The organism is Pseudomonas sp. SDT291_1_S447 (assembly GCF_054070155.1).
Genome location: NZ_JBSVXS010000253.1, coordinates 1 through 1,624 on the forward strand (window position 1 = coordinate 1; position 1,624 = coordinate 1,624).

A 1,624-nucleotide genomic window follows, 5' to 3' on the forward strand; every position below is an offset into this window, starting at 1 on the left:
GCATGTGTCGACTGACCCACCGCTATCGCGAGCAGGCTCACTCCTACAGGGGATGTGGTGAATTCAGAGGACGGGCAAAGTCTTGTCCTTGATCACCTTGCTCGGTCCGTTCACCTTGACGCTGGCAATGCCTTTATCGCACGCCGCATCCGATGAATACGCCTCGCTGCTGCCAATGACCTGATGATTGGCCGCTTTCAGATTGAAGTACGGATGGCCATCCTTCGTCGACTTCTTCTCGTAGCGCTCATCCAGCGGGCTATTGGTTTGCACCGCCGCGATGCCGCCGTCGGCCGCTGCGCGAGTGGTGTACAGCTCGCTGGTCAGAATCGTTTCGGCATTCGCCGCTTTCAGCACGAACCTGAACTGGCCGTTGCTGCTTTTACTGATTTCGTACCATCCGGACATGCTCGTTGCTCCTTGGCGATTGAGAGATTTCGCGCAAATGAGTAAAGACCAGCCCCAGACTTCTGTCGCCTGTACCGGCCCCTTCGCGAGCAAGCTCGCTCCCACATGGGACCGCATTCCAGTTGCAGAACGCGGTCGAAAGTGGGAGCGAGCCTGCTCGCGAATGAGGCAACTCGGTGCCGGCTATTTCACCACCGCCCTCACCACCGACAACTCCGGCGCACTCACCCGCCGCTGACTCAAATAGCGCGTACAACTCACCCGCAGGAACGAGGCAAAATTCACCACTTCGCCGCGATAATCCATCACCTCTTCATACAGCTTGGCGATCAACTGGTTGGTGGTCATACCGTCGACCTCGGCGATTTCGCTGAGGATGTCCCAGAACTGATTCTCCAGGCGCAACGTCGTCACCACGCCGCAGATACGCAGCGAGCGCGAGCGTGATTCGTAGAGAATCGGGTCGGCCTTGACGTAGAGTTCGCACATCGGCGATTCCTCGTTACAGAGTGATTTTGGTGCCGAGCAAACCGAGGAAACCGGCCAGCCAGTTCGGATGCGCCGGCCATGCCGGTGCCGTGGCCAGATTGCCTTGAACGTGGCCGTCCGTCACCGGAATGTCGATGTACGTACCACCCGCCAGTCGCACTTCCGGCGCGCAGGCCGGGTAGGCGCTGCATTCGCGGCCTTCAAGAACACCCGCCGCTGCCAGCAATTGCGCGCCGTGGCAGACCGCGGCAATCGGTTTGCCGGCCTTGTCGAAGGCGCGCACCAGCTCGAGGACTTTTTCGTTCAGGCGCAGGTATTCCGGGGCACGCCCGCCGGGGATCAACAGCGCGTCGTAATCGGCTTCGTTCACCTTGGCGAAGTCAAAGTTGAGGGCGAACAGGTGACCGGGCTTTTCGCTGTAAGTCTGGTCGCCTTCGAAATCGTGGATCGCGGTGCGCACGGTCTGGCCGGCAGCCTTGTCCGGGCACACGCCGTGGACGGTATGGCCGACCATTTGCAGGGCCTGGAACGGCACCATCACTTCGTAATCTTCGACGTAATCGCCGACCAGCATCAGGATCTTTTTCGCGGCCATGGGGAGGACTCCTCTGGAGAATGCTTGGGAGTGTTCAAGGTAGACCTATTCGACAGTGACGGGTAACAACGGGCTACTACCGAGTTGACGCCATCGCGAGCAGGCTCACTCCTACAGGGGTACGCATTTCAA

The 1,624-nt window shown here is 59.5% G+C and carries 3 protein-coding genes; all 3 read right to left on the reverse strand.

Annotated elements, in window-relative coordinates; translation table 11 throughout:
• Window positions 1–63: 63 nt before the first annotated feature.
• A complete protein-coding gene (locus ACW9IR_RS29295; protein ID WP_186612633.1) occupies window positions 64–408 on the reverse strand; it encodes a YegP family protein in 345 nt (114 codons plus the stop codon).
• Window positions 409–591: 183 nt separating this feature from the next.
• Window positions 592–897, reverse strand: a complete 306-nt coding sequence (locus tag ACW9IR_RS29300; RefSeq protein ID WP_016982789.1) for a ribbon-helix-helix domain-containing protein — start codon at window positions 895–897, stop codon at window positions 592–594.
• Window positions 898–910: 13 nt separating this feature from the next.
• On the reverse strand, window positions 911–1,492 hold the full coding sequence (locus ACW9IR_RS29305; RefSeq protein WP_102900216.1) for a DJ-1/PfpI family protein: 582 nt from the start codon (window positions 1,490–1,492) through the stop codon (window positions 911–913).
• Window positions 1,493–1,624 lie beyond the last annotated feature (132 nt).

What these genes read in the sequence shown, in the direction of transcription:
- ACW9IR_RS29295 (WP_186612633.1), bottom strand. Translation starts at nt 408, where the DNA reads ATGTCCGGATGGTACGAAATCAGTAAAAGCAGCAACGGCCAGTTCAGG.
- ACW9IR_RS29300 (WP_016982789.1), bottom strand. Translation starts at nt 897, where the DNA reads ATGTGCGAACTCTACGTCAAGGCCGACCCGATTCTCTACGAATCACGC.
- ACW9IR_RS29305 (WP_102900216.1), bottom strand. Translation starts at nt 1,492, where the DNA reads ATGGCCGCGAAAAAGATCCTGATGCTGGTCGGCGATTACGTCGAAGAT.